Here is a 22082-nt window from a genome sequence, read left to right on the forward strand (position 1 = left end):
ATACACAAATACTACTACTAGTTCCAAGTGATTTCTTGAAACCGTAATAAAAATCCGTCTTTTTCCTGTATCGAATTAGTTTTTATGCTCTTACACAGTGTATTAGTGCGTTGTAATTTTGTCCTTTAAAATGATATATAACCTAAAAACTAAAAAAAACATGGGAACTATTAAATCAACTTGGGCAGGAACGCCCATTTCTTTAGACGACCAATTAGAAGATGCGGCTTGGTCAGGCGCGCAAGACAAACAAATGAAATTCGATGGCGGTTTTATGCTTGCCAAGAATGATGCTAAATATTTATATGTAGTGTTGGATGTTGTAAAAGACACACACAACGATCCTGGAACAGGCGATTATTTCTGGTTTACTTTTGATTTGAATCGTAACAGAGCCATTACACCACGATATGATGTAAACTATGGAAACTATCCTGGAAACCCAAATAAGATGGGAAGACAGTATTATTTAGGCGCAGGACGATGGACAGGTTTGCTAAATGAAGTACAAAAGTCAGAATGTAAAAGTACATTCGGAACTTCCCCAAATTCTTCAACACCGCACAGAATCTGGAAATTCAAATTTAGATTGACAGATTTAAAAATCAACTTATTATGGTGGTGGTTTAGTTCATACACAAAGTTTGGATTCAGAGTGCATTCAAACAAACCAAATTTAAACTACGATACACCTGCAAATTTCTTTAGAGATTTTTCTAAGTTACATACCTTGTATTTCTCTAGAAAACCATCTATTTCAACAGCAGATTTAGGTCCAGTGATGGGAAGTGTAGGATTGATTCCAACAACAAAGATTAATTCGTCAGGACGTGCTACTACAGCTTCAAACTATTTCATTTATGCTCGAAATGCTGCTTTTGGTGGCTTGTTGAATGTAATTGGAAACCGTACAAAGATGAATCAGTTGCCTGGAATCGGAGCAAAGAAGTATAAAGTATTTCATAGAAAAGGAACTTCAGGAGGATTTTCTGAGTTTGTAACTTCTTGGTACAACTACAAGTGGAATGGTTCCGATTATGTATTGGAAGCATCTTCACCAGATAGTAGTAATTTCTACAAAATGCCAAATTCAGGTGTCGATTATTCTATTGATGATTTATTGTTTCAATTCAATTCAACAAAACTCAATACAGGATTGCATCAGTTTAAAGTAAAATTCTATAACAATGCAGGAATAGAAGTTGGTGCAACAAGTCCAGAACAAGTATTAGGAATGTATATTGATAATAATGTGCCAGAAGTAAGTATCAATTCTGTTAAGTATAAAAATGCAGAAATTGGTGCGTGTGGTATTGTGAATTTACAAAACGCAAACGATCAAATAGATGTAGATTTTGAAGCGTTTGATACCGAAGGAAACTTATTGGATTATAGCTTAACAGCACGTTGGGGCGATGGAGATTCTAAGAATATTGTCTACAAGAAGTACGATCCAGTAACAACTCCAGGAAATTGGAAAGGAAGTCACCATATTTTAGGAAGTTTTAAAGCTGAAAAGACGTGTGCACATTCATTTAATGTATACGCAAGAGCCAGAACTACCAATGGATATGGCTATGTAGGAAAGAATACTACATACAGATATGTAACGATTATTAAGCCGTAATTACGGTTATGATTGTAGAGTAAAAAGGTTATTTAGAAAAGTACGATTGCGTCAAACTGAACTTGATTCAGTTTCACATAATCATTGAAATTGCAACGATGAGATTCTGAAATAAATTCAGAATGACGTTTCAAAATCATTTTTCTAAATAACCTTTATTATTATTTTTCTTCTCGGTTTACCAAATCCATAGAGAATGCAGGTAAACAAATTGCTAAGTATTCGCAGTCTTCTTCAAACGGATTGGAATATTGTACGCGCGTATTTTTTTCAATTTTAATCGATTGTCCAGCTTCCAACACAATAGTTTCACCTTCAATGATAAATTGTTTTTTTCCTTTGATGATGTATGTGAATTCATCAAATTCAGGAGATTGATAGGGTTCGCTCCATTTTGGTGGCGCAACCATGTGTGCAATACTTACATCCGAATTTCCATCGGTAGCATTTCCAAAATGTTCCTCAATCAGTTTTCCGTCAGTTGTTGGCACCACAAAAGGTGCTTTTTGAACTTTATATTTTTTAGAGCTCATCTTTTGAATCGTTTTTAGCGGCTTCCGTATGTTCCCAATTGATCATGAAATACTTGATTTTTGCTGCATCAGGTATTTGAAGTGCTTCAATATTCAAGTTGATATCGTAGCGTAAATCTTCGGGAAGTTGTTTTTTATCAATCGTAAAATATTCGTTTCCATCCACCGTAATGACAAGATTTCTGAACGTATTGTGAATGTTTCTAATTTTATAATGTTCGCGAATATCCTTAAACGTACTTTTTAGCGTAAGCCCTTTGGCAGTTTTAAAACGTGGATCGTGAACTTGAATCGTTTTGATTTTTTCCTTCACGTCATGTTGCTGTCTTGGCGTTAAGGTTAGCAATTGTTTTCCACCTTTTTCATAAATCAAATATTTGTCGTCTCCGGCTTGTACAAAGTCACCTTCGCCAATGCGTTTTACCAAAGAATCGTTGGCAAAAATAGAATCTAATTGTTGTACAGTAATTTCTTTAGATAGTTTTCCAATTTGATCTTTTTGAATCAAAAACGGATCTTCTTTTTTTGCACAACTTGTCAAACAAGCAATGATAATAGTAAGTAATAGAGACTTTTTCACGCGATTTTTAGTTTATATTTTTAATGATGAAAGGATAACCTTTTTATTATTTTTTTATTGTTGCTATTTGATAACTTTTTTCAGAATACCTAAAATACTTCTGATAAATGTCGCACTTGTCAACACTTTAATGATAGGATTTTGGCGTGTACTTTTTCTGCTAGAAGTTCTGGAAGATTTTGCTTTTTCTTTTGCCTTTTCTTCTTTCTCGTGAAGCTTCTCAGCTTTTTCAATCTTTTCGTTGAGCATTTCGTATGCACTCTCACGATCGATTGTTGAGTTGTATTTTTTGACTAATTTTGAATTGTCAATCACTTCATCTAATTCAGAAGCTGTTAAAACGTCCATGCGACTCATTGGCGCACGTAACATGGTTGCAGCTAATGGCGTTGGTCTTCCTTTTTCATCTAAAGCAGAAACCAAGGCTTCTCCAATACCTAAGGAAGTTAATACTTCGGCAGTATCATAATATTCAGAATCTGGATAGTTTTCTGCGGTAAGCTTGATGGCTTTTCGATCTTTTGCTGTAAATGCACGCAATGCATGCTGTATTTTTAAACCTAATTGCCCTAAAACTGCTTCTGGAACATCCGTTGGATTTTGTGTGACAAAGTACAATCCGATTCCTTTGGAACGAATCAGTTTTACAATACTTTCAATTTGACTTAATAAGGCTTTGGAAGCTTCTTTAAAGATTAGATGTGCTTCGTCAATAAACAATACCAACTCTGGTCGTCCGCTATCGCCTTGCTCAGGAAATGTCTCATAAATTTCTGCTAATAAGCTCAACATAAACGTTGAAAATAGCTTTGGTTTGTCTTGAATATCTGTTAAACGAATAATGTTTATATAACCGCGTCCGTTTTTGTCAATTCGAGTTAAATCGTTTACATCAAATGAAGTTTCACCAAAAAACAATTCAGCGCCTTGTTGTTCGAGTTCTACAATTTTACGAAGAATAGATCCTGTAGAAGCTGTGGAAATTCGTCCGTATTGTTCTTTAAATTCTTCTTTTCCTTCGCCCGTAGCATATTGCAATACTTTTTTGAAATCTTTTAAATCAAGCAATGGCATTTTGTTGTCGTCGCAATATTTAAAAACAACGGCAACAATTCCTGATTGTGTTTCTGTTAAGTCTAAAATTCGAGAAAGTAATACAGGTCCAAATTCGGAAACTGTAGCACGCAAACGCACACCATCTTGATCGGATAAGGAAAGAATTTCAATTGGAAAGCTTTTTGCTTCAAATGGAAACCCAATTTTAGCATGACGTTCGTCAATTTTTGCATGTCCAGGACTTGGTTGTGCAATTCCACTTAAATCACCTTTTAAGTCCATTAATAACACAGGAATTCCTTTATCGGAAAGATTTTCGGCAAGTACTTGAAGCGTTTTTGTTTTTCCAGTTCCAGTGGCTCCAGCAATCAAACCATGTCTATTCAGGGTTTTTAGCGGAATTTTCACAAACGCATCTGTAACCGTTTGACCTTCATACATAGCCGATCCTACGGTAATATAATCACCTTTTGTAATATATCCTTTGTCAATATGATCAATAAAATTGTCCTTACTACTCATGAGTTCCAAAATTTGGTTAAAAGTAAGCGATTTTAGTGAAGTCTAAAAAAAATGCTGTTAGATTTCCGCTAAAGTTTTTCAATCACAAAGTAGCACAAAAAAGAGCATCCGCTTTTCAAAAGAAAAACGGATGCTTTATTATATAATGTAATGCTACTATTTCTAGTATTTTACAATCTTTTTAGTCACACTAATATTTGAATCTAGATCAGTAATTCTGATAAAGTACATACCTGCAGCTTCGCTTCTCATAGAAAGTGTATTGTTTCCATTGCTAAACGATCCCGCTTGTATACGTTGTCCAGTAATACTGCTAATTTCATAAGCTACGTTCGTAAAATTGCTTACAGCAACTGTAAAATCAGCCGCAGAAGGATTTGGATAAATTCGTAAGTTGCTACCTAATAGGCTTTCGCTTACGCTTAATGATGGATCTGTTATTTTGAATAAGTCAGAAGCAGTTGCTCCGAAATCTCCATTTCCAGTAACTAAAATATTAGAAGCTCCATCTTCCAAACGGTAAGTTCCAGCTCCATACAGACAGCAAATTCCATCTCCATACGAGTCATTTATTGTAAATGTATAACAGTCATCAAATGCTGTGATAGTGATATCTTGAATTTCATCTGGTTGCGTACCATTTGTTCCTGTAGTCGTATAGGGTCCGCCACTTCCAACAACAGTTCCTGCTGAATTTGCTAATTGCCAAGTTGTTTCTCCTCCGTAACGGTCAGGTGTAATGATCACTCTTATTGTTGTTGTTGCGAAACTATCAGGAATAGTAAAGTTTTTTGTGTTAGAATCATTTGATGGCGATTGATCTACATTTCCATTTGGGTTAGCTACAGTAGCTACGAATGAATGTGCGCCTTGACCTGATACAGCGATAGCTGATAAAGGAATATCTTCAAATTGATCTGTTGATAAACTTCCTGTCCAGTTAATTGTTACTGCAGTATTACTATCTAATTGGTGCATGATAGTAGCACTTGTTAATTGTAAGTTTCCTGCATTTCTAATACGTAATGTTGGTGTAATGGTTGCATCACATAAATCAGTTGGAATATTTAATATGCTAATAGCTGCATCATAATCAAATGTTTGTAATGGAGGAAATTGTACCAAATCCATTGGGTTTGTTCCTGCTGGATCTAACCAGAATTGTAATTGTGTAGCGTTTGTTGTACCGAAGTCCCAAGAAACACCAAAACGTCCATAAATATCAAAACCTCCGTTGTCATTGGTTCCAGAACATGCTGCAGATCCACCAGATAGTTTTCCGATGATTAATCCATTTTGATCAAATAGTGGAGATCCAGAAGAACCTGGCTCCGTTACTCCTAAATCCCAATCAGCAATTCTCCACATTTCAGTAGTTGGATTTCCGTTGAAATTTGATACAGTTCTTGTCGCTCCTTCAAAATCGACACATACTTTTTGAATGTCTCCACTTGGATGATGAACACCAACGTTTAAAGAAGGAACTGCCGTTGTAGAACGGTTCCAACCTGCCCAAACTACATCTGGACTTCCTGCGAAGAAAGCTGCATCTGTAATTTCAACTAACGCCATATCTGATTCTGAGTTAGCAGCTCTTAAAATTGCTCCACTCGCAGTTTGTAAAAATGTATTATCTACACTTGGTGCAGTTGTAGCACAGTCAGCAACTGACGCATCACTTGCCCAGTTGAAACGAAATGCCCAACCAGCTACCGAACCACCTAAACAGTGATTTGCAGTTAAGAAGTATGGAGTTCCATCATTGTTTGTGTTGTTTACCAAAGCTCCCGTACAAAATCCGTTTCCACCGCTAACAAGCATTCCAACAGATTTTTTTACATCATCTTTAATATCATTTGCAAGTACTGAAGTTCCAGTAATATCGCAGTTTACATCTACGTTACAAGCTCCTGAGTCATTTAAAGCTTCAGGGTTATTTTCGTTGTACATGTCTGCAGTTCTGTATCCGTGAATTACGTTTCCGATATTCAATCGTGCCTGACCACTTACTTTTTTTGGTTCAAAATATTCAATCCAAAGACTTTCACCATTCACCATCCATGTTCCTAAAATTTCTTCAGGATTGTTATGTAAGTGTGTAAAAGTGTTTAAGATTTGTGAACGATCATCATTATAGATGTATACTTTTCCTCCAACAGGAATATGATAACGATCAAATATTAAGTTCATCGTTAATGCATCAGGAGAAATAATGTTAACTCTCCAAATACGATCTCCGTTTGGTAATGTGTGCCATTTTCCAGCATTATTTAAACCGTAATCTACAAAATGATCATATCCAAATCGCCAAGGAATGGATTTGTCTAAGTCGTTAACAGCATCTTCTGCTTGTAAAGTTGTTAGATTTGGTTTTTGAAGTTCAATTGGGACTACTTTTTCTATAGTAGCGATGTTCCAACTTTCAGGAACAGGACGTTGTAAATTTTGTGCAGTTGCCTGAAAAATAAAGGCAAACAACAGAATAAAAGTAAAGTTTCTCATAGTAAATAGGTTGTGTTAATTAGGTTGCAATTCTTTTTTATGTGAAATTAACGAAAAAATAACATTTTCAAGACTTTTTTTTTAGTTTGTAACACAATTTGTTGGATATTTCTTAATATTTGCCAGAATTTAACAAATTGAGCAATAAAAAAATATCTTTGTACTGCTTTTGGAATGCTATTTGGAAAGCAAACTAGTATAAAACACCTACCCCGTTTTATTTTATAGATATGAAAAAACTATTGATTGCCGTATTGCTTTTCGTTTGTGTACAAACTTCTTTTGCACAAACAGATCCGTACATAGAGAATGTAAAACATTATTTAACAATTAACGGAACGCAAGAACAATACGAAGGTGCTGTTGATGCCATGTTTGTAATGTTGAAAAAACAGTTTAAAGACTATAAAGTTTCAGATGCTATTTGGAAAGAACTCGAAAGTGCTAAAAAGCCGCAAGTAGAAGAAGTGAAAGCCGTTTTAGTTTCTGCTTATAAGGCTTATTTTACAATGAATGATATTAAGAACATGACCGTTTTTTACGAATCAACTGCTGCTAAACTAATGTTGGCTGATCCTTCTAAGTTAACAGCTACTCATCGACAACAAATAGGAAACTTCTACGATTCAGAAACTGGTCAAAAAATGATTGTTAGTAAAGATGGATTGGCAAAAATAGAAGGCGAAATTTCCATGCAATGGAGTGGAGAATTTTATAAAAGTGTCATTCATAAATTAGCAGAAAAAGGCTATAGCTTAAACTAAGTTTTTTAATAAATAACTTCATAAAGTTCACTGAGGCACTCGAAGTGAACTTTATTATTTATATAACTTCGCTAAATAATCATAATGTTCACCTTCAAGGATCAATTCGCATTTTAAGCCAGACGCGTGTGCGGCGTTTTGTAATGTGTTGTAATCAATATACAACCAATTGAAAGGTTCTTCATGTTCGCCTTTGTAGCTTACATTGTATTGTAATTCACCATAATATTCATTTTCAGAAGGAATCCACTTTCCGCCATCTTCATCTTCATCAAACATATAAATGATATCGGAAGAATCTACCAAAATTTGCCCGTCGTCGGTCAATATTGTTTTCAGGTGATTCAAGAAGTTTCCAATTCGATTGAGTTTTCCGCACATACCAGCGCCATTCATCAATAAAAGAATCGTGTCAAACTGTCCAGAAAATTCGAGTACATCTGCAGTGATTGCTTTGTGAATTCCTCTGAGTTTACAGGCTTCTATGGCAGCTTCCGAAACATCAATGGCAGTCACTTCTAAGTTGCGTTCGTTTTGTAAATACAAACTATGACTTCCTGCGCCGCAACCAACATCCAAAACCTTTCCTTTAGCTAGTTGTAAGGCTAGTTGTTCTATTTTTGGCATTTCATCATACGAGCGAAATAAATAGGGAAGTGGCAACGTATCTTCTTCCGAAATAGACGTTGAGGTTGTAATGTCTTCTGTGTAATTTCCTTGCTGGTAGTCTAAAATAGCTTTCCCGAATAAATCTTTCATCTGTGTACGAACTAAGTCGCAAAAATACAGGAAGTAATTGAAATTTCACTTAATAACTTTAGTTCTATATAAAATCATATTGAAAAGAATAGTTCAAGTTATTCAATAATAGTATTTTTTAAAAATTGGAATTATTGCTTCTGATTTTCATTTTCTTTGCTCGCCCAAAGAAAACGAAACAAAAGAAAAGGCGCTTTTTCCAGAGGTATTTTTAGCTGAAAAAGCTAAAACCGCATGTGTTTTTCTAAATTTTTTCCAAGGCTTCAAAAATTTTTAACGAAAAACACCTGCTATACTTCGGAAAAAGAATCCGCAGCGGGCTATTTCTTATACTATATTGAACTTCATAAAAAAAAGCAACGATTCGTACAGAAGTAGTCCTCGTTGCTTGTGTTAACTATAACCTAAATAATTAACCTAGATTCGTAAAATCCCCCAATTTTATGATTCTATTAATTTTGAAAATATACCATAAGTTGTATATTTTCTTCATGTTATACTAACAAGTGCCGCTTTAAATGTTTTGTTACCCAACAAATCAAAAAAATATCATGTATTTTTGTTCACAAACGAAGTAGACACATGCAAGATTTTATCAATGAGCTTCCTAAACTCGCTAAAGACGTGGAAGTAGCGAATAAAAAATTCTTTATTAAGCTCAAAAAGAAAACACCTAAAAATTTAGATTACATCATGCAGGATTTGCATGATGAGGAGTTTGAAAAAACAGATTGTCTTACTTGTGCTAATTGTTGTAAAACGACAAGCCCAATATTTACAAATGCTGATATTGGTCGTATTTCAAAGCATTTCAAGATGAAAGAACATCAATTCATCAGTCAGTTTTTAAACTTTGATGAAGACAATCATTATGTATTGCACACTGCGCCTTGTCACTTTTTAGGAGCCGATAACGAATGTATGATTTACGATGTACGTCCAAAAGCATGCAGAGAATATCCACATACCAATCGCAAAAAGTTTCATAAGATTTCTGAAATCACGATGCATAATATTCCTATTTGTCCTGCTACGTATAATATTGTAGAAAAATTAAAGACCATTTTGGCAGATAAGCCAAAAAAGCAATTCAGATAGATGTACAGAAAAACCGTATCTTTATAACCTTGTAAAACCCAATACATCTTACTATTTTGGAACCTATTTTAGCATATTTTGAATCGATACCTTCTTCGCACAGAAGTGCGATTTTAGTTGGTGGAATTGCCTTTTTTTGGTTGATTGAATATCTAATTCCTTTATTTCGATTCAACTATAAAAAAGTACAACACGCAGGTATAAACATCTTTTTTACGTTGACGACAATTGTGGTCAATTTTGTGCTTGCCTTTTTACTATTCCAAGCTTCAGAATGGACAGTTGCTAATAAATTCGGTATTTTACAATGGATTGATATTCAATTTCCAACCTTATCCGTTTGGTGGTTTGTGCTCATTGGTGTTGCGGCTTTGGACTTTTTTGGTGCTTGGTTGGCGCATTATGTAGAACATAGAATTCCTGTGTTATGGCGTTTTCATTTGGTACATCATACCGATACGCATGTTGATACAACCACTGCAAACAGGCATCATCCGGGCGAAAGTGTTATTCGGTTTGTATTTACCTTACTTGGTGTTGTACTTGTTGGTGCGCCAGTGGCAATTATCATGTTATATCAATCATTATCAGTGGTTTTATCACAGTTTAATCATGCAAATATTGTCATTCCAAAAGTGCTTGACAAATGGATTAGTTACGTCATTGTTTCGCCAAACATGCACAAAGTTCATCATCATTATCAGTTGCCATATACGGATACCAATTACGGAAATATCTTCTCTATTTGGGATCGTATTTTTAGAACCTTCGCTGTCAAAGATCCAAAAACATTGGTCTACGGAGTTGATACGTATCCAGCTGCAGCTGAAAATAACAACTTAAAAAGCTTACTCAAAATTCCTTTCAATAAATATCGTCCGCCGACAACGTTGAATGCGGATGAATAATTTCACTACATGCAACAACACGTTTTAGTTATTGGATATGTGTGGCCAGAACCAAAATCTTCTGCCGCCGGAACGCGCATGTTGCAATTGTTACAGCTTTTTAGAGCGAACGATTGGGAAGTGACGTTTGCATGTCCAGCTGCGAAAAGTGAATTTATTTTTGACTTACGTCAGATAGATATCGCTGTCAAAACTATTCAGATTAATGATGCAAGCTTTGATAAATTTATAAAAAAACTCAATCCGTCTATTGTACTGTTTGATCGTTTTATGATGGAAGAACAATTTGGTTGGCGTGTTGCTGAAAACTGTCCAGCTGCCTTGCGAATTTTGGACACAGAAGATCTACACAGTTTGCGAAAAGCTAGGCATCAAGCATTAAAAGATGGAAAAGAATTTCATATTGATCAATTGAAAAACTATCAATTGGCACAACGCGAAATAGCAAGTGTTTTACGCTGCGATATTTCATTGTTGATTTCAGAAGTAGAACACAATTTGTTAGTCAATGAATTCAAAATTGATACTGAATTGTTGTTATACCTGCCGTTTATGTTGGAAGCGCCATCAAAAGCACAAATAGAAGCCTTGCCAAGTTTTGAAGAACGACACCATTTTGTCACCATCGGAAACTTTTTGCACGCGCCAAATAGAGACATGGTGTTGTATTTAAAAAAAGAAGTTTGGACAATCTTACGAAAAAAGTTCCCCAAAGCAGAAATGCACATTTATGGCTCGTACGCCAAGGAAAACAGTTTGCAACTGAATCAACCGAAAGAAAAATTCTTCGTTCACGGTCGCGCCGAAAGTGCTTCTGAAGTAATTTCTAAAGCAAGAATCTTATTAGCGCCATTGCGTTTTGGTGCAGGTTTAAAAGGGAAGTTTATTGACGGCATGCAAAACGGAACACCTTGTGCAACGACAACAATTGGCGCAGAAGGCATGCATGGAAATCTCCCGTGGAACGGAATTGTTTCAGATGATATCGAAACTTTAGTTGATGAAGCAATTGCTTTATACACAGACAAAAATAGTTGGTTGCAAGCACAACAAAATGGTTTTGAAATTCTCGCAAAGCGGTATCCAAAAGAAATCTTTCAACAGCAGTTGTTAGAGAAAATTCAGATCATACTCAAAAATTTAGAAACACATCGCACGCAAAACTTTATGGGAAGTTTGTTGCAATTGCACACTACAAATAGCACGAAATATATGTCTAAGTGGATTGAGGAGAAGAATAGAAAATAAATGCTAAATGTTGAATTTTAAATGTAAAATGTAAAAGTTTTTCAACAATAAAATTATAAGTAGATGTTTAAATTATTTAGAAAGAAAAAAGTAACAATTGACTCCATTAAAATACCAAAATTTGGGTTGAAGGAGGTTGAAAACACGAAGGAAGAACAAGCTTTTGTCAATCAAGAACAAACACTTGTATTGTTGAAGAATTTTTTTGACTTAGAACCTGATCTTCCAACAATAAAAGACATCGATTTTTTAAGAAAGTTTTACAGAGAACTCATTGCTCCAAATGGAGGCGCACTTATTGAGGTTGATTTGCTACAATTAAAAGGATTTGCTACGGTAAAAACAATTTTTAAATTTCCTATGGACCCTAAAGGAATGGCGTATGTAGGATCAATTACGATTCCTTTTGAAAACTATAGTTATGTTGTAAAAGTTCAAGCTGCTGAAGTTGGTATGACAGGTATGAGAGATGCCGTAATATTAGATAAGTTAATGGGAACAAAAGAGGTGTTCATAGGCGATGATGATGAAATTAAAAATTGGTTTAGTGATCCGTATGATTCAGAAATTACAAACCCAGGTTTACGAAATAAATCGGATGCAAGACAGTATGATGCTGAATTTCCAGAGCATCCATTAAGTCTCGTGCGAAAAATGCTTGACAATATAGAACAGGAAATTGTGTTTGATACTAAGTTAACTGAGATTGCTAAGTTTGATAAGTAGAATGTAAAAGTTTTTATTCTGTAAACTGTAACTAGACGTATGTGTTGGCAGTTGCAAGTGCTTTCTGCGCATTTTGTTGTTCTTTAGCGTCACATCTTGTGAAAAATCCAATTAATAACAACAATAAAAATGTATTTTTGAAAAATATATAAACCATTCTTTAATTTGAATTACGAGTTTTTTATTGCCAAACGTATTATTAAGGCAAAACAGTATAAAAGTAGTGTGTCAGCAACAATCATAAAAATTGCAATTGCCGCAATAGCTATTGGTATTGTGATGATGATGGTTGCGATTGCTACGGGAATGGGATTGCAAAAAACGATTCAAGAAAAAGTTGCGGCTTTTAACGGGCATATTCAAATCTCTAATTTTGACAATAACGACTCGGAAGTTTCGTTGATGCCTTTAGATTCAAAACAAGCTTTTTATCCAGAATTTACAGATGTTTCAGGCATTAAGCACATTCAAGCAGTAGCAACCAAAGCAGGAATTATTCGCACAGAAAAAACGTTTGAAGGTGTGTTGGCTAAAGGTGTTGGTGCCGATTATAATTGGGATGCTTTTAAAGACTTTTTAAAAGAAGGACGCTTGCCTGATGTTGCTGGAAAACGTGAAAATAGAGAGGTATTAATTTCTGCATACTTGGCGCGGCGATTAGAATTGAAACTTGGCGATACGTTTAAGTCTTTATTCTTAAAAGAAAATACAAGCGAAATCCCGAACGAACGCACCTTTGAGATTGTTGGAATTTACGAATCGGGTTTTCAGAAGTTTGATGCTAATGTAATGTTGGTCGATATTCGCCACATACAACGCATGAATAAATGGAACGCTGATCAAGTGGGTAACTTTGAAGTCTTCTTGGATGATTTTGATATGATTCAGGATAAAGGTGATGAAATCTACAGCGTGATTCCACCAAACTTAGATACACAAAGTGTTACGAGCAAGTTTCCGTTTATTTTTGAATGGATTTCATTGTTTGATGTCAATATATTTCTCATCATCGGCATTATAATTATTGTTGGAGGCATCAATATGATTACCGCACTTTTGGTCTTGATTTTAGATAGAACACCTATGATCGGAATCTTAAAATCACTCGGAAGTAGCGATTGGAGCATTCGTAAAATCTTTTTATACAATGCTGCGTATTTGATTGCTATTGGATTGTTTTGGGGAAATGTTATTGGTATTTCTTGTATCTGGCTACAACGCACCTTTGGATTTTTAAAATTCCCGAACCCTGAGCAATATCACACGGCTATCATTCCAACACACATTGAAGTTTGGCATATCCTAGCGCTCAATGTGGGCACATTAGTATTGTGTGTGCTAATGTTATTAATTCCTTCCTATATCATCACAAAAATTACGCCTGTAAAAGCGATTAAGTTTCAATAAAAGAATAGTCTACTAATTAACAAGACTTTAAATATTGTATGACATTAAATTGATAGAACTTTGTATCTTTGTCGCTTGAAAAAATAAGAATGGAATACGCAGAAAATATATTAGGGACTATTGGAAATACACCTTTAGTCAAAATGAATGCCTTAGTAAAAGACGTTGATGCTTTGGTATTGGCAAAATACGAAACATTCAATCCAGGGAATTCTGTAAAAGATAGAATGGCGGTAAAGATGATTGAAGATGCAGAAGCAGATGGACGTTTACAGCCAGGCGGAACAATCATAGAAGGAACTTCTGGAAATACAGGAATGGGATTGGCATTAGCTGCCATTATAAAAGGATACAAGCTTGTTTGCGTAATGGCAGACAAACAATCAAAAGAAAAGATAGATATTTTACGTGCCGTTGGCGCAGAAGTAGTGGTATGTCCAACTGCGGTTGAGCCAGATGATCCACGATCGTACTATTCTGTGTCAAAACGTTTGGGAGAAGAAACACCAAACTCATGGTATGTAAACCAATATGACAATCCAAGTAATGCTGCTGCGCATTACGAAAGTACAGGTCCAGAAATTTGGAAACAAACCGATGGGAAAGTCACACACTTTATTGTGGGCGTTGGTACAGGTGGAACTATTTCTGGTGTTGGAAAATACTTGAAAGAACAAAATCCGGATATAAAAATTTGGGGCGTTGATACCTATGGTTCTGTCTTTAAAAAATATCATGAAACAGGCATCTTTGATGAAAACGAAATCTATTCATACATCACGGAAGGAATTGGAGAAGATATTTTACCTAAAAACGTAAACTTTGATATTATTGATGGTTTTACGAAAGTAACCGATAAAGATGCTGCGGTATACACGCAGCGTTTGGCAAAGGAAGAAGGTATGTTTTTAGGAAACTCTGCCGGATCAGCCATTAAAGGATTGTTACAACTAAAAGAACACTTTACAAAAGACGATGTTGTCGTGGTGTTATTCCATGATCATGGAAGTAGATATGTTGGAAAAATGTTTAATGACGACTGGATGCGCGAACGTGGTTTCTTAGAAAAAGAAGTTTCTACGGCTGCCGATCTAATCAACGATCATCACGATAAACCTTTGGTTACCGTAAAAACAGGTGAATTGGTTTCGCATGCTCTTGAACGGATGCGTAAATTCAAAATATCACAAATTCCTGTGGTTGATGCAGATGGTTTTGTAGGTTCTATTGACGAAACGGTATTGTTTACAAAATTTATGGAGAACAAAGATATTGCAGATACATATATTGCAGATGTCATGCAAAAACCATTTCCAATAGTACAAAAGAACGCTTCTATTGATGATATTTCTAAGTTAATCACCAAAGATAATCAAGCATTATTGGTCGATTTAGGAGATGATAAGTATCATATTATTACAAAGTACGATATTATTAAAGGAATTCATTAAACCCTTACTTATAGCGCATAAAAAAAGTCGAATAGCAATATTCGACTTTTTTTGTGTTGTATATTTTTATAATATGGGTTCTTTGTTTTTGTAGTCGGAAACGAGTTTTTTATAACGTTTCTCTAAATTTCTATTGTCAATTAGTATAATAACTAATATGGAGAAGAAGATAAGTATAGAAAAACTGAGAATAGAAACTAAAGGGTTTTTGTCAGTGCTTAGTCCGCCACCGTCAGAATTGCTCGTTATTGTAGGTCTAGGTAACACACCAGTATCATTGGTATTGTTACTTACGACTGTTGAGTTAATATTTACCTTTGATCGATCTTTGTCGGTCGTATTAAAAGCTGGTAGGCTATAGGTGAATATGAGAAATAATAATATGGTAATATGTATTTTCACAGCATAAATGTATAAAAAAAAACTCACAAAAATAATTTTAACTACTGATTTTTAATATTTTAGGAATTTTAAAAGTGAAATCTTCTGTTTGTGTTGGTGTTTTATAGCCGCACATTCTTTCGCTGCGCGATCGCATCAACAGATGATATTTTAAAATTCATGAAGCATTAGTTCTTGATGTGTAAAGGTGCGTAACTGTGCTTTTGTATTTTAGTTAAACTCCTTAATTATCAATAGTTTACTGTGGTTTTTTGCAATTGGTTAAATTCATTAATATCACTAAAAGAAGCATCTTAGTTTCAAAAAAGTTGATGAACAGCGGCAAAAGTTTAGGGGGAAGATTATGCTTGCTAAAGATCAACTCAGTATTGAAAACGGAATTTCTATATTCCGATCATTCATTCAGTGTTTCCACAAAAATAACAACTTTTTTCTTAAAATATTGTATTTCAGCATTAGATTAACTGCAAAGAAAGGAAGATTAACTGCATTTCTTAAGATTTCCTTTGTAAGAATACAATACTAGAGGTTTCTTACGCTTCTATACATAGATTTTTACTTGGTGTAATTGGTTTTAATACAATTGCTATATTATAAGCTTAATGTACTTAATAAGGTTTCATTTTGTATATCGTTTGAATCTAATGCATATTGATACACGCCTTGCGCTCCAATTAAAATCAATAAGTCATCCTGAATAATAACATCAAAACTTTCCGTATCAATTGCATGTACTAAGTTCATATCTTCAGGATCAGAAATGTCAAATATTTTTACCTCATCATCACATACAAATAAGTAATCGCCATAAAAGCCCATTCCCACAGGTCCTGCTAAATTTCGTTGTGAAATCAACACTGGGTTTGATACATCGGTTACGTCATACACTTCCAATACATTTAAGTTTACGCCACATTGATTTCCACCTTTTAGGGTCACAAACGCATGTGTTTCGTTAGCAATCACAGGATCACAAGCCGTAAAGTGTTGTACGGATGATAATAATTGAGGTGTTTCAAGCGTAGCGGCATCATAAATAAACATGCCGTTTCGAGAACCGATATACAAATAGGTTTTGTAAGCGAATAAGGTTTCAATATTAAATCCAATATTGATGGAGTTTACCAAAACTGGATTTTCGTTATTGCTAATATTAAAAACATTTAGGTTCTGATAATCTACCGTATACAAATAATCGTTCAGTATGGTAAAGCGCGCCAACGATCCTGATTGTCCATCTTCGCTGGCAAAATTACCGTCAGTAGCTGCGTTGTCAGCATCACAAGCAACAAGAATCATTGCTATGCTGAGTATACATATATATGTGATTTTTTTCATCATTTTTAGTTTAGGATCCAATTAACAACGATTTCATCTGCACTTAGCTCCGGATGATAAAAATCGGGAGAATATAATATGGGAAATACGTCTCTAACTCTTTTAGTTTCAGTAATGCTTGTTAAGGATTCATTAAACTTTAATGCGACTAAATCGACTGCTTGGTTTATGTAGAAAGATTCACCTTTAAAAATGATGTCTGTTACGCCTGGAGTTGTCAAAAATCGTTCTACAATTGGGTTGGAAGGATCTTGGTTATTAATAATGTGAAAGCCAACATTGGGTTCATTCACAAATAAATAGCCGCTGATGACATATATTTTTCCTGTTTCTAAAATTGGGCGTGCCGCTTGCAGTTCAATAGAACTTTCTAGTTCCGTGCGTGAAAGTATGACAGCTTCGTAGTTGCTGTTTATTATAGGAGCTCCGTCGTCGTCTCCATAAATACAGGAAACAAGACTCAGGCAGAGTAGTGCCGATAAAATTTTGGTTTTCATTGTGGTTGTTTGTTGATAGATACAGAAGTATGCAAAAGGTTGCGTTGCCCTTGTGAAGAATGTGAAAAACGAATCGCAAACTAAAGCTTGCCTAAGCGTACTTTAGTATGCGATGAAATTTTAAAATGACTATTTCTCAGTAGGACATTCTGGACAAGAATGACAACTAAGATTGCATGTACATATACCAACAGGAATTGAGGTTCGTCCATTGTCTAATTTTCCACCTTCAATAATGAGGCGGTCTAGTTTACTAATCGATTTCTTGTTTAGTACTAAACTTTTTGAAATTACTTTTTTCATGATATAATAAATTTGGATTATTCAATAATATACAAATAAATACCAGACTTCGTATACCATATATCTATATGCGACACAAACTAAGGATTCTAATAAAGCCAATTAAACTGACGTGAAAAAACAACAACAGTTCTAGTAACAATGTCTTATCAAAAAAATCATGGTACGGTTACTAAATACAATAGCATAAGGAAATTATCTGACATGAAGCGCATTGTTTTTGATAGCTTATGTATGGTGTTTCCGTAAGATATTGGTTACGTGTTTGCTTAACTTTATAGAGTAATATTTTAATTATTCTATAAACCACAAATCAAACTTAACCATGAAAAAAGTTTTTAATTACCAGCTAGTGTTCATTTTGATGGGCTTGCTCTTTGTAGTAGGTTGCCAAAATGATCCAGAAGAATTAATTGAAGAAGCAACCACAACAGCGCGTGTTGATGTAAAATGGCTTGCTTCAGACAACCATCCTGTGGTGCAGTTATTGTATAGCAGAGGGTATGAAAAAGGCACTATTTATGAAACAGAAGAACACTTCTTAGCGCCACCAGATTTATTGTACAGCAAAGACATTAATGATTATGACTTGTCAGACGATGGGAGCAATGCTAAGCAAGCGTTTAACACAGGGAAGTTAGTGTCCTTAAACAGAATGCGCATCAATGTATTTATTGATAGTTCTGTTGGAACAAATTTAACAACAGATTCCGTAAATGCTATTGCCCAACTAAACGGAATCAATAACTGTGCGTTGTTTTTTGTGCGTGTATTCAATGCGAATCAGGCAAACATTACCATTCGAAGCGATTTTGGCGCAGAAAGTTCTAACGTATTAGGAAGAGCAGGATTCCCATCTAACGGACGTGCATTTAACACCGTTACATTAAACGTAGATACATTAGGTGCTTATGGATCTACATTAAGAAGAAATGTAGTCATTCATGAATTGGGTCATTGTGTAGGACTAAGGCATACTGATTGGAGCGCCAACGGCGAAGGAGGTGCAGTTAACATTCCAGGCACAAGTGCTAACGATACAGGATCAATCATGTGGCATACAGCTCGTGGTGGTGGTGCATTTTCTGCGGGTGATTTAGTAGCTTTTAGAGCCTTATTTCCACGTGCTTTGCGTATCGATGTTGTCAACGTAATTGACGATTATGACTATGGCGAAATTTATATACAAGACGATGTATTTGTAGATGTCTTTACAAACGGAAGCTACACTACCTCAACAACCTTAAACAGAAATGTAAATGTTAGCTATCGCATCAATGTGCAGGAGTACAACCATACTTCAGGAAGTTACTATTACAACCGAAACCGTACTTTAACGGCAGGAAGCAGTCGGTATTTTATTGATGAAGAAGAAGAAGAATGTTCGCCGTATCAAGGTGAAACCTGTACAGAGGAATATTTAGAAATCAGGTTGGCATCGTCCATATTATAACACGATTCATCACCTACTAGAAACACTTATTTTTATATGTAAAAGCCCAATGATATCGTTGGGCTTTTTTGATTTGTTAGACAGTTAGACTTGTTGGATTGTGTTTCATTTCGACCCAGCTCAATGACCTTATTTCTGAACACCGAACACCGAACACTGCATTTCGACCTTGCTCAATGACCTATTACTGAACACTGAAAACTGAAAACTGAAAACTGAAAACTCTTCTTCTTATGGTTTTTTTAGTGCCTAATGACAGTGGCAAATAGATGCCGGTCTTGATCGTTCGCAATTGGCTCTTGTGTAATTACTATCAAGAGGTGCTTGCAATCCTCCTGTAAGGTTGTAATTAGAAATTGATTTCTTTTGAAGTTGTAACGATGTTAATCCTTTCTTTTTCATAGTAATATGTTTTAGTTAAACCTAAAATTACTAAAACAAACGAATGTTGTATTACGGGAATACCGTAGACTTATTGGGTGTTAAATTTGTTGTACATCATAAACGTAGTCTTCGGCTCCGCTCAGACTTCTTTTCCGTGCATCCGAGTGCTGCATTTCGACCCAGCTCAATGACCTCATTTCTGAACATCGAACACTGAAAACTGAACACTGAATACTGAATACTGAACACCGAACACTGAACACTGAGAACTAAACACTGAACACTGAACACTGAACACTGAATACTGAAAACTGAATACTGAACACTGAACACTGAAAACTCTTCTTATTATTATTGCCTCAGTAATACATACCATGAGCCATAAAAAAAGCGAACCGAAGTTCGCTTTCATTCTATTAATAAGTAAACATGTTTACTTAATATGACAACCTAAGCCGCCTTCTTGCACTGGAACAGAGTTGCATGTTACTTCGGTAGCATGTGGTGCTTGTGTTCCACCTTTAAGACGGTTCGTTTTTAAGATAGCTACTTGTTTCTTGTTCAATTGTAAGGTTTGTACATTTCTTTTTTTCATGATATAAGGTTTTTTGGTTATGAAACTAAAGTAAGAAAGTAAGCTCACAATATGTTACGGGAAAACCATCGTTTGCATCTGCTAGTTTTTTCGTAAGAAAAATTAGAAGCGAGTACGGATGTTTTGCCTGAATTTGCCTCGTTTTATCACTATTCATACTATTTGTTTTTAAAAAATAACTGAGATTCATCATATGAAACACGCTTGCAGCAGCCTTATGTAGTCAAAAGTTTTCGTGTTGCACGTCTGCGAGACGCTTTCAAATCCGTTGGAAAGTCTGTTGCACGTCTGCGAGAACGTTTCCAACACGTCGGAAAGCTCCCTGCAGGTCTGCGAGACGTTTTCAAATGCGTCGGAAAGCTTCCTGCAGGTCTGCGAGACGCTTCCAAACGCGTTGGAAAGCTCCCTGCATTGCTGCGAGAAGGTTTCAAACGGCTTTTTATTGCGAATTATGCAATAAAAAGCTAAAAAGTGAACAAAAAATTATTAATTCTTTAAAATCGATGAATTATGGAAACACCAGTTTTCTCTCGCTATCGTAATAGCGAATTTTTACAATACATGAAAGATGTATTAGAATTAGTCAACGCGCATGACGTTGCAACATTACAGTTAACGGCACAACACAGTGTCTTAACTACAGTAACCGATCAAATGGATGATTTGTTTCAGCAGGAACAGAGTAGTGGTATTACCCAAGAACTGATTGATTTAGATACCCAACGCGATAAAGCGTTTATGGGAATTAAAGCAATTTTGGAAGGCTATCAATACCACTATGATGAAGCTATAAAGAATGCCGCACGTAATTTGTTGTTCAACTTGAATAACTACGGTACCAACATTCCACGGATGAATTACCAAGCAGAAACTGCCGTGATAGACAGCATGTTGTCTGATTGGGAAACGGAAACAAAACTAGTCGCAGCTATTACCACGTTAAAACTTGCGGATTGGATTGCAGAACTAAAAACGGCAAACGCAACATTTAACGATCGGTACTTGGCACGTGTTTCGGAAACAGCAGCCAATCCTGCTACGAGTTTTACGGCTATCCGCGAAGATGGTACAATAGCTTACCGCAAATTGGTATCGCATATTGAGGCACATGCTACGCTTGGAAGCAACGTTATTCACCAAGAGTTGGTGAGTGAGGTAGGCGTCTTAGCAAAGCAGTACAACCAAACGGTTGGGTTGCGACTTGGCTCAGATGCTACTGATGAGGTTTCGGATGGCATACAAGACGGAGAAGATACTAATGGTTCGGATGGAGAAACGAAGAGTTAGTATATTCTGTTATTACGAGGAGCGGTAGCAACGAAGTAATCTGTTTATCAAAAACACTCAAATAGTTTTATGGCTAGTTGGGTGTGTTTTTTTTTGTTGGTGTATATTGTTTTGAGCAAAAAACATCCAACTGCACACACAAATTTTCCGAGAAGTTAGTATCTTTAACACTCCCTCAAAGTAGTAGCAAAAGGCTACGTACTTTTTCTTTTTAGTTTGCATAATCAAAAAACCTTCTAGTAACAATAATGTCTTGTCTATAGTAGTAGTCTGCTATATAATAGTCTATTAGCAATATGAAAAAACACAGAGCGTAGATGCTCTGACTATTCTTTGTGTTCGTTTGGTATTCAGAGTTATAATTAAAATTAAATAATTGATTATGTTAAAAAACATTTTAAAATTACAAGGAGTTCAAGAGTTGAGCAAACAAAAGCAAAAGGCTGTAAGCGGTGGTAGAACCGAAATTGATGGTGTTTGCTGTTTTAACAGTGCCGATTATTATATGGAAAGTGTTCCTAACTATGCAGATCCTGCGTATGAAGGGTATTTGACACATTCACAGCGTCATGATATTTGGTTACAAGCGTATGATGGTTGTATGGCGGGTATGGTTAATGCATGTCTTCCTGCGCAGTAAGT

Annotated in this window: 23 protein-coding genes; 11 read left to right on the forward strand and 12 right to left on the reverse strand. The window is 35.4% G+C overall.

Annotated elements, in window-relative coordinates; all coding sequences use genetic code 11:
* Positions 1–160: 160 nt before the first annotated feature.
* On the forward strand, positions 161–1627 hold the full coding sequence (locus H2O64_RS14625) for a hypothetical protein (protein ID WP_187562952.1): 1467 nt from the start codon (positions 161–163) through the stop codon (positions 1625–1627).
* Positions 1628–1788: 161 nt separating this feature from the next.
* On the opposite strand, the gene H2O64_RS14630 is transcribed toward H2O64_RS14625, so the two are convergent.
* The 4 genes from H2O64_RS14630 to H2O64_RS14645 form a co-directional block, all read right to left on the reverse strand.
* A complete protein-coding gene (locus tag H2O64_RS14630) occupies positions 1789–2160 on the reverse strand; it encodes a cupin domain-containing protein (protein ID WP_187562953.1) in 372 nt (123 codons plus the stop codon).
* Complete coding sequence (locus H2O64_RS14635) at positions 2150–2740, reverse strand: hypothetical protein (RefSeq protein WP_187562954.1); 591 nt, start codon at positions 2738–2740, stop codon at positions 2150–2152. The genes H2O64_RS14630 and H2O64_RS14635 overlap by 11 nt, the downstream gene beginning before the upstream one ends.
* A gap of 63 nt (positions 2741–2803) precedes the next feature.
* Positions 2804–4318, reverse strand: coding sequence for a helicase HerA-like domain-containing protein (locus tag H2O64_RS14640; protein WP_187562955.1), 1515 nt, complete (start codon positions 4316–4318; stop codon positions 2804–2806).
* A gap of 162 nt (positions 4319–4480) precedes the next feature.
* The gene (locus H2O64_RS14645; RefSeq protein WP_187562956.1) at positions 4481–6820 is read right to left on the reverse strand and encodes a T9SS type A sorting domain-containing protein; all 2340 of its coding nucleotides are present in this window, start codon (positions 6818–6820) and stop codon (positions 4481–4483) included.
* 230 nt (positions 6821–7050) lie between these two features.
* On the opposite strand from H2O64_RS14645, the gene H2O64_RS14650 reads away from it, so the two are divergent.
* Positions 7051–7584 (forward strand): DUF2059 domain-containing protein, encoded by a 534-nt coding sequence (locus tag H2O64_RS14650; RefSeq protein ID WP_187562957.1) that lies wholly within the window; start codon positions 7051–7053, stop codon positions 7582–7584.
* A 54-nt stretch (positions 7585–7638) separates the two neighbouring features.
* On the opposite strand, the gene H2O64_RS14655 is transcribed toward H2O64_RS14650, so the two are convergent.
* Positions 7639–8343 (reverse strand): class I SAM-dependent methyltransferase, encoded by a 705-nt coding sequence (locus tag H2O64_RS14655; RefSeq protein ID WP_187562958.1) that lies wholly within the window; start codon positions 8341–8343, stop codon positions 7639–7641.
* Positions 8344–8925: 582 nt separating this feature from the next.
* Here H2O64_RS14655 and H2O64_RS14660 point away from each other — a divergent pair.
* From H2O64_RS14660 to H2O64_RS14685, 6 genes are all read left to right on the forward strand, one after another.
* Positions 8926–9441, forward strand: a complete 516-nt coding sequence (locus H2O64_RS14660; RefSeq protein WP_187562959.1) for a YkgJ family cysteine cluster protein — start codon at positions 8926–8928, stop codon at positions 9439–9441.
* Positions 9442–9497: 56 nt separating this feature from the next.
* Positions 9498–10349 (forward strand): sterol desaturase family protein, encoded by an 852-nt coding sequence (locus H2O64_RS14665; RefSeq protein ID WP_187562960.1) that lies wholly within the window; start codon positions 9498–9500, stop codon positions 10347–10349.
* 9 nt (positions 10350–10358) lie between these two features.
* Positions 10359–11597 carry a glycosyltransferase gene (locus tag H2O64_RS14670; protein ID WP_187562961.1) on the forward strand — a complete coding sequence of 413 codons (1239 nt, stop codon included), beginning with the start codon at positions 10359–10361 and terminating at the stop codon, positions 11595–11597.
* A 63-nt stretch (positions 11598–11660) separates the two neighbouring features.
* Positions 11661–12323: a hypothetical protein gene (locus H2O64_RS14675; protein ID WP_187562962.1), complete on the forward strand. Its 663-nt coding sequence runs from the start codon at positions 11661–11663 to the stop codon at positions 12321–12323.
* A 165-nt stretch (positions 12324–12488) separates the two neighbouring features.
* Positions 12489–13730, forward strand: coding sequence for an ABC transporter permease (locus H2O64_RS14680; RefSeq protein WP_187562963.1), 1242 nt, complete (start codon positions 12489–12491; stop codon positions 13728–13730).
* Positions 13731–13819: 89 nt separating this feature from the next.
* Positions 13820–15181 (forward strand): pyridoxal-phosphate dependent enzyme, encoded by a 1362-nt coding sequence (locus H2O64_RS14685; protein WP_187562964.1) that lies wholly within the window; start codon positions 13820–13822, stop codon positions 15179–15181.
* A gap of 66 nt (positions 15182–15247) precedes the next feature.
* Here the strand turns inward: H2O64_RS14685 and H2O64_RS14690 are convergent, their stop codons facing one another.
* The 4 genes from H2O64_RS14690 to H2O64_RS14705 all read right to left on the reverse strand — a co-directional run bounded on the left by H2O64_RS14690 (position 15248) and on the right by H2O64_RS14705 (position 17721).
* Positions 15248–15610: a hypothetical protein gene (locus H2O64_RS14690; protein ID WP_187562965.1), complete on the reverse strand. Its 363-nt coding sequence runs from the start codon at positions 15608–15610 to the stop codon at positions 15248–15250.
* Positions 15611–16174: 564 nt separating this feature from the next.
* Positions 16175–16921 carry an LVIVD repeat-containing protein gene (locus H2O64_RS14695; RefSeq protein ID WP_187562966.1) on the reverse strand — a complete coding sequence of 249 codons (747 nt, stop codon included), beginning with the start codon at positions 16919–16921 and terminating at the stop codon, positions 16175–16177.
* 5 nt (positions 16922–16926) lie between these two features.
* Positions 16927–17418, reverse strand: coding sequence for a hypothetical protein (locus H2O64_RS14700; protein ID WP_187562967.1), 492 nt, complete (start codon positions 17416–17418; stop codon positions 16927–16929).
* A gap of 129 nt (positions 17419–17547) precedes the next feature.
* Positions 17548–17721 carry a hypothetical protein gene (locus H2O64_RS14705; protein WP_187562968.1) on the reverse strand — a complete coding sequence of 58 codons (174 nt, stop codon included), beginning with the start codon at positions 17719–17721 and terminating at the stop codon, positions 17548–17550.
* 325 nt (positions 17722–18046) lie between these two features.
* Between H2O64_RS14705 and H2O64_RS14710 the strand changes: the two genes are divergently transcribed.
* The gene (locus tag H2O64_RS14710) at positions 18047–19174 is read left to right on the forward strand and encodes a M57 family metalloprotease (protein ID WP_187562969.1); all 1128 of its coding nucleotides are present in this window, start codon (positions 18047–18049) and stop codon (positions 19172–19174) included.
* Positions 19175–19423: 249 nt separating this feature from the next.
* Here the strand turns inward: H2O64_RS14710 and H2O64_RS14715 are convergent, their stop codons facing one another.
* From H2O64_RS14715 to H2O64_RS14725, 3 genes are all read right to left on the reverse strand, one after another.
* Positions 19424–19576 carry a hypothetical protein gene (locus tag H2O64_RS14715; protein ID WP_187562970.1) on the reverse strand — a complete coding sequence of 51 codons (153 nt, stop codon included), beginning with the start codon at positions 19574–19576 and terminating at the stop codon, positions 19424–19426.
* Positions 19577–19991: 415 nt separating this feature from the next.
* Positions 19992–20153 carry a hypothetical protein gene (locus H2O64_RS14720; protein WP_187562971.1) on the reverse strand — a complete coding sequence of 54 codons (162 nt, stop codon included), beginning with the start codon at positions 20151–20153 and terminating at the stop codon, positions 19992–19994.
* 215 nt (positions 20154–20368) lie between these two features.
* A complete protein-coding gene (locus tag H2O64_RS14725; RefSeq protein ID WP_187562972.1) occupies positions 20369–20584 on the reverse strand; it encodes a hypothetical protein in 216 nt (71 codons plus the stop codon).
* A 79-nt stretch (positions 20585–20663) separates the two neighbouring features.
* Here H2O64_RS14725 and H2O64_RS14730 point away from each other — a divergent pair, with 79 nt between their 5' ends.
* Entirely contained in the window at positions 20664–21440 is a 777-nt protein-coding gene (locus tag H2O64_RS14730) for a DUF6261 family protein (protein ID WP_187562973.1), read from the forward strand.
* A 382-nt stretch (positions 21441–21822) separates the two neighbouring features.
* Positions 21823–22080 carry a hypothetical protein gene (locus H2O64_RS14735; RefSeq protein ID WP_187562974.1) on the forward strand — a complete coding sequence of 86 codons (258 nt, stop codon included), beginning with the start codon at positions 21823–21825 and terminating at the stop codon, positions 22078–22080.
* The last annotated feature ends 2 nt before the right edge of the window (positions 22081–22082 follow it).

Source organism: Kordia aestuariivivens, from assembly GCF_014397005.1.
In the GTDB taxonomy this organism is placed as follows: Bacteria; Bacteroidota; Bacteroidia; order Flavobacteriales; family Flavobacteriaceae; genus Kordia; species Kordia aestuariivivens.